The sequence below is a fragment of the Nonomuraea sp. NPDC001684 genome (assembly GCF_053596515.1).
In genome coordinates this window covers 1-5520 of the sequence record NZ_JBSFGJ010000552.1, presented here as the reverse complement: position 1 = coordinate 5520, position 5520 = coordinate 1, and the positions used below count along the sequence as shown (strand labels likewise).

8 protein-coding genes are annotated in these 5520 nt (G+C 71.1%); 7 read left to right on the top strand and 1 reads right to left on the bottom strand.

All coding sequences use genetic code 11. From position 1 onward, the window contains the following. Positions 1–315 precede the first annotated feature (315 nt). Positions 316–1104: a helix-turn-helix transcriptional regulator gene (locus tag ACWCSD_RS46820; protein WP_449925317.1), complete on the top strand. Its 789-nt coding sequence runs from the start codon at positions 316–318 to the stop codon at positions 1102–1104. Here the strand turns inward: ACWCSD_RS46820 and ACWCSD_RS46815 are convergent. Next, positions 1091–1249 carry a hypothetical protein gene (locus tag ACWCSD_RS46815; RefSeq protein WP_387682619.1) on the bottom strand — a complete coding sequence of 53 codons (159 nt, stop codon included), beginning with the start codon at positions 1247–1249 and terminating at the stop codon, positions 1091–1093. The two genes, ACWCSD_RS46820 and ACWCSD_RS46815, sit on opposite strands and share 14 nt — an antisense overlap. 186 nt (positions 1250–1435) lie before the next feature. On the opposite strand from ACWCSD_RS46815, the gene ACWCSD_RS46810 reads away from it, so the two are divergent. The 6 genes from ACWCSD_RS46810 to ACWCSD_RS46785 form a co-directional block, all read left to right on the top strand. Continuing rightward, entirely contained in the window at positions 1436–1672 is a 237-nt protein-coding gene (locus tag ACWCSD_RS46810) for a helix-turn-helix domain-containing protein (protein WP_449925313.1), read from the top strand. Positions 1673–1754: 82 nt separating this feature from the next. Further along, positions 1755–2063 carry a hypothetical protein gene (locus ACWCSD_RS46805; protein ID WP_352364304.1) on the top strand — a complete coding sequence of 103 codons (309 nt, stop codon included), beginning with the start codon at positions 1755–1757 and terminating at the stop codon, positions 2061–2063. Positions 2064–2222: 159 nt separating this feature from the next. Beyond that, entirely contained in the window at positions 2223–3164 is a 942-nt protein-coding gene (locus ACWCSD_RS46800; protein WP_449925309.1) for a TIGR04222 domain-containing membrane protein, read from the top strand. 154 nt (positions 3165–3318) lie between these two features. Continuing rightward, complete coding sequence (locus ACWCSD_RS46795; RefSeq protein ID WP_397162722.1) at positions 3319–3960, top strand: histidine phosphatase family protein; 642 nt, start codon at positions 3319–3321, stop codon at positions 3958–3960. 419 nt (positions 3961–4379) lie between these two features. Next, positions 4380–5075: a CTP synthase C-terminal region-related (seleno)protein gene (locus ACWCSD_RS46790; protein WP_397162723.1), complete on the top strand. Its 696-nt coding sequence runs from the start codon at positions 4380–4382 to the stop codon at positions 5073–5075. Beyond that, the coding region (locus ACWCSD_RS46785) for a LysR family transcriptional regulator (protein ID WP_449925304.1) at positions 5072–5520 on the top strand (449 nt) is incomplete at its 3' end. The genes ACWCSD_RS46790 and ACWCSD_RS46785, both read left to right, overlap by 4 nt.

Sequence of the window (5520 nt, the reverse complement as noted above, 5' to 3'; positions counted from 1 at the left end):
GGCGCGACGACTCGTCCATGGAGCGCCGGACCATCTCCCGCTGGTGGTCGATCCGCCGCGAGCTCTCCCGCTGGTAGTCGTCGAACGGCATCTGTCACTCCTTCTGGGTCGCACCGCCTGGAGCCAGAGTGATACGGAACGTCATCACCTGGTAACGATAAGACGAAAAACTGCCGTACTCCAGTCGCGCCCGCACATCCGCCGATGGAGACCGACACCCCACTGTCCCGCCGGCCGGCCGGGCCGATGAATACGAAGAAGTGCGTACTTCCGAATCGCTGTGCCGGATGGTAGCCGTTCATGCACAATGCGCCCATGACGTCATTGTTCAGGGACGATGGCCGACGCATTCACGACCTGGCGATGGACATCCTCACGACGAGAAAGCCCGTACGCGTCTGGCCGCTGCTGATGGAGCGGCTGACGAAGGACCTGCCGGGAGACCTGGCGGTGCTCATCGACCTGGACTGGACGGCGGGCACCGGGCACGCGCTGACCGGCTCGCCCGACTGGCTGCACCAGGCGCCGCTGGACGCCCTCATCCACTCCCACATGCGCGCGCACCCGCTGCTCCGCCACTACGCCAGGACCGGCGACCGCACCCCTCTGGCCATGGACGACGTCGCCGACGGCGACTGGTGGAAGAGCGAGGCCTACCACGCCGGCCGGGCGGCGATCGGCATCGACCGCCAGCTCGCCCTGCCCCTGGACGCCCGTCCGGGACAGATCCGCGGCGTCATCATGAGCCGCGACGGCACCGGCTACAGCGACCGGGACCTGGAGTACGCCGCTCTCGCGCGTTCGCTCCTCGACACGGTCGAAGCGCACGAGAAGGCCGTCTTCCGGCTGCCCGCGCTCGCGGACCCGGCCGAGCACGGGATCACCCTGCGCGAGATGGCGGTCCTGATGTTGCTGAGCGAAGGGCTGACCGCGTACGCCATCGGCCGCCGGCTCACCATCAAGGAGGCGACGGTGAACAAGCACAAGGAGAACCTGTACCGCAAGCTCGGCGTGCACGACCGGGTCACGGCGTTGCGCAGGGCCCGCGCGCTCGACCTCCTGCCTCCCGAACCGGGACGGGACGCCCGGCTCAACGGTGCGTGATCCACCAGAACAGCAGGCCGACGAGGCCGCCGCCGGCGGCTTCCGCGGCCCCGCGGGCCAGGGCGACGGCGAGGGTGCGGCGGAGGCGGGCGGAACGGCGGCGCGACGCGGAGGCGGCGCGGCGGGGTGCTCGGTTGTCGGTCATGCCGGCCATGACACCGGGGCCGGCGGCAAGGGTGAAGGTATGCCGGACAGGTCCGGATTCACGGGATTAAGCTGCCGGTGGCGGTGATCCGAACCGGTCCGTCCCGGATCCGGAAGGACGGTCCTGATCCAGACGGACGGTCCTGATCCGGAAGGACGGTCCTCGCTGGGCGGAGAGGCGGACGTGGTGGCGGATTCACCGTTCCGGCCGCAGGGGTCGGGCTCCCGGGTCCTGGCCGAGCTGGCGCGGCTGTGGGACCAGGCCCGCGTCCACACCCCCGGCCGGGTGACGCAGAAGGAGCTCGCCCGGCTCTCGGGGGTGCCGCACACGACGGTGAACGGGTGGGCGACCGGGGCCGCCGAGCCGCGGACGGGACCCGGCACGTGGCCAGACCCTTTTCCGGCTCGATTCCTGTGGCCGTGAGGCAAGCATTCCCGACCTCGACACCCTTTGTGATGGATCGAATACTGAGCGTGACAAACTCCTCGGACGGAAGGATCCCCCCATGCCCACCGCCCGCATCGCCTCCGGTCAGACCGCCCCAGGACAGGGCTGGCAGGCTTACGGCTCCAACGGCATCTACATCGACGTCGACACCAGCTCCGCGCACTTCTCCGGGCGTCCCGTCTACGTCACCTCCGTCAGCGGCACCGGCGGCAACCAGTGGAACCTGGTCGGCCCCAGCGCCGTCTACGACGCCACCGCCACCAAGTTCCGCGTCTACGTGCAGTGGCGTGACGCGTCGGCGCTGTCCCCGGGCACCGCCCAGCAGTTCGGCTGGTACATCCAGTGGATCGGTTACGACAACCCCTGACCCGCGCGGCTCGCACGGCCGGCCGGAGCCCGGACGGGCCCGGCCGGCCTCGCCATGAGGGGTCCCCGGGCGGCTCCTGGGCCCGGGGTGGCCGGCTGCGGCGTTCGCCGGAACCTTCGTGCCCGCCTCACGCGTTGATCAACAACACGGGAGGTGGGCATGGATGTGGTCCTCGCAGGGTTGGCGGTGCTCCTCGGGGCGGTCACCGTCGGCACGGTCCTCGCCGCCGAGATGGCGCACGTCCGCGCTCGTCTGCGGCTCGGCGGGCTGCGCGAGGTCGACCTCGGCCACTACGAGCTCGCCTGTCTCGCGGGCGGTCCCGTACGGGTGGCGGACACCGCGATCGGGCTGCTGGCCAGGGAAGGGGAGATCCGCGTATCCCGAGGCGGGAAGATCCATCGCGTCTCCACGGCCGTGACGGCGGGATACCCCGTGGAGGAGCGGCTGGTCGCGATCCTCGCCGAGCGCAGGACCTCGCCGGTCGTCCAGGTCAAGCGCCGCCTGGCGGACAGCGCGGAGGTCGCCGGGATCAGCCGCCGGCTCGCCGACCTGGGCCTGCTCGTCGACTCCCGGAGCGTGCCCGGGTTCCGCGTCTGCCGCGACGTCCTGAAGCTGATCCCCACGGTCGCGGCCGTCGCCGCCGGGGCCGACGTGATCTACATGATCGTCGCGCAGTCGCCGCCGCTGAGCGTGGCTGCCCTGTTCGGGTTCGGCGCGAGCTGGCTGGCGGCCAGGAAGATCCGGACCCTGTACGTCAGGAGCCGGCCGGTCCGGCTCGGCCGCGCGGGCCGCCACCTGTTGGAGAAGGCCCGCCTGGCACACCCGTACGGGGCCGAGACCGACGCCGTGGCCGTGCCGCTCGCACTGTACGGACTGAGCCACCTCGGCGACCCGCACCTGTCCGCCGAGCTCAGCAAACGTTCGATCCCGGACGGCCACCTCTACCCGGCCGCCCCCAGCACCCCGAACGACCAGTGCGGCTCCGTCGGCTGGACCCCGGACGACAGCGGAACCGGCACCTGGGACGGCGGCGGCGGCTGGAGCGGCGGCTGGGACGGAGGAGGCGGCGGCGCGGGCGACGGTGGAGGCGGCGCGGGCTGACGGGCGGCACCACACTCCCCCGGCCACGGCCGCAGCCTCCCGCTGCCGGCCCGGGCACCAGGATGAGCCGTTCCACGTCCTGCGGCGGCAACCGTCAGGGTGCGGCCTCGGACTCTTAAGATCACTCAAGAGCCCCGACAGGAAGACGTCACGCATGCGCACCATCTACGCCGTCACCCATCCGGAGGCGACGCACCACGTCGAGAGGGTCGTCGGCGGCTGGCATGATTCGCGGCTGACGCCGGCCGGCCTCAGCGCGGCAGGCTCCATCGCCCAGGCGCTGCGAGCCCAGATCCCTCATGGCGCCGACGTGGAGCTGTTCTCCTCGGATCTCCAGCGCACCAGGCAAACCGCCGAGAAGGTCGCCGAGCTGTTCGGCGTGCAACCCATCCTGGACCGCAGACTTCGGGAGAAGTCCTACGGAGAGGCGGGGGGAAGGCCACAGGAGTGGCTGGACCAACGATTCATCCCGCCGCCGGCGGTCGGGGAACGATTGGAGCACGACGAGGGCGTGGCGGGCGCCGAGACCAAGGCGGCGTTGGCGCGGCGCATCTACGCGGCCATGGACGAGATCTTGCAGCGTCCCTGCGAACACCAGATCATCGTGACTCATGGTGGTTCCTTGACCTGCGTCGTGACGTCCTGGATCAAGATGCCGATCAACGCGGTGGGTCATGCCAGTTTCCGGGTGCCCTCGGGCAGCATCACCACGCTGCGCGAAGACGACTTCTTCCACAACCGCACGGTCGTCAGCCTCGGCGACACCCGCCATCTCGGCCCCGCCGAAGCCGGCTGACCTCTACCTGGCCCGCTTCGAACGCGGCGTACCCATGGAACATGACGAGGTCGGCGCAGCATGTCCCCTTCGGCGAGAACCCGCAAGGCGTACCGCGGGGTACCACGCCGGACTCGCGCTTGGCGCGGCTCGGGAGTCGGCCGGCAGCGTTGCCCTGCGAACTCGTCCGGGCGACGACTTGGGAAGAGGAGGCAAATGCCGAGATGGCACCCCGAATCGGCCTGCCGCCGCCGGCCGTCGTGAGGCGGAATCATTCAGGCTGACCAGAATTCCGGCTATTCCTACGCCTGCTGGAAGCCAGTGTGCCCCATCCACGCGTCAGTGCTCTGCCCCTCGCGTTGTGGGCATGAGCGATCGCTCATGGCGGGGGCGTGGTTCGGCATTGGCGCTCATGACGGGGCCGTCGCATAGTGAGGGCCATGGACCGATCCCTGCGCGTCGCGGTCATCGGCGACCGCGATCCGGCGTTTCCTCCGCACCTGGCCACCGACGACGCCCTCCGCCACGCCGCCGCGCACCTCGGCATCGGGGTGGACGTCCGCTGGCTCGCCACCGAACCGCTCCAGGCCGACCTGGCCGAGGTCGAGGCCGCCGACGTGTTGTGGTGTGCGCCCGGCAGCCCGTACCGCAGCCTGTCCGGCGCTCTGGCCGCGCTCCGGCACGGCCGCGAGCACGGCGTCCCCACGCTGGGAACGTGCGGCGGCTGCCAGCACATGGTCATCGAGTACGCACGCCACGCGCTCGGCTTTGAGGACGCCCAGCACGCCGAGTACGACCCGTACGCCTCGGCCTTGTTCGTGTCGGAGCTGACCTGCTCGCTGGCGGGCAAGACCATGCCCGTGACGCTGGCTTCCGGTTCCCGGGTGGCCGCGTTGTACGGGCGGACCGAGGTCGAGGAGGAGTACTACTGCAATTTCGGCCTCGCCCCCGACCGGCAGGCGATCCTGCACGACGGCGGCTTCCTGGTCACCGGCGTGGACGGCGACGGAGAGGCCCGGGTGCTGGAGATCCCCGGGCATCCGTACTACGTGGCCACGCTGTTCGTGCCGCAGGCCCGCTCGCGTCCCGAGGAGCCGCACCCCTTGGTGGCCGGTCTGCTGCGTGCGGCGCTATGACGTTCACCCAGCTCAGAATCCTGCAGGCGGTCGCGCGGACCGGCAACATGACCAGGGCCGCCGAGGAACTGGCCACCACCCAGTCCGCCGTCAGTCACGCGTTGCGCGCGCTGGAGAGCGAGCTCGGGGTGGCGCTGCTGGTGCGGGGCAGCCAGGGAGTGCGCCTGACCGCGGCGGGGCGGGCCGTGTGCCGCCGCGCGACGCTCATCCTCACCCAGGCGGAGGCGCTGGAACAGGAGGTGGCCGCGATCCGCGGGCAGGAGCGGGGCAGCCTGCGCGTCGGCGTCATCCCCAGCGCCAACGCCCGGCTGCTGCCGCCTCTGCTGCGCCGGTTCGCCGAGGCGCATCCGCGGGTGCGGCTCGCGGTGATGGAGGGCTCGGACCACGAGGTCCTGGAGTGGCTGGAGACCGGGGCCGCCGACATCGCCACTGTGTCGGCCGCGGC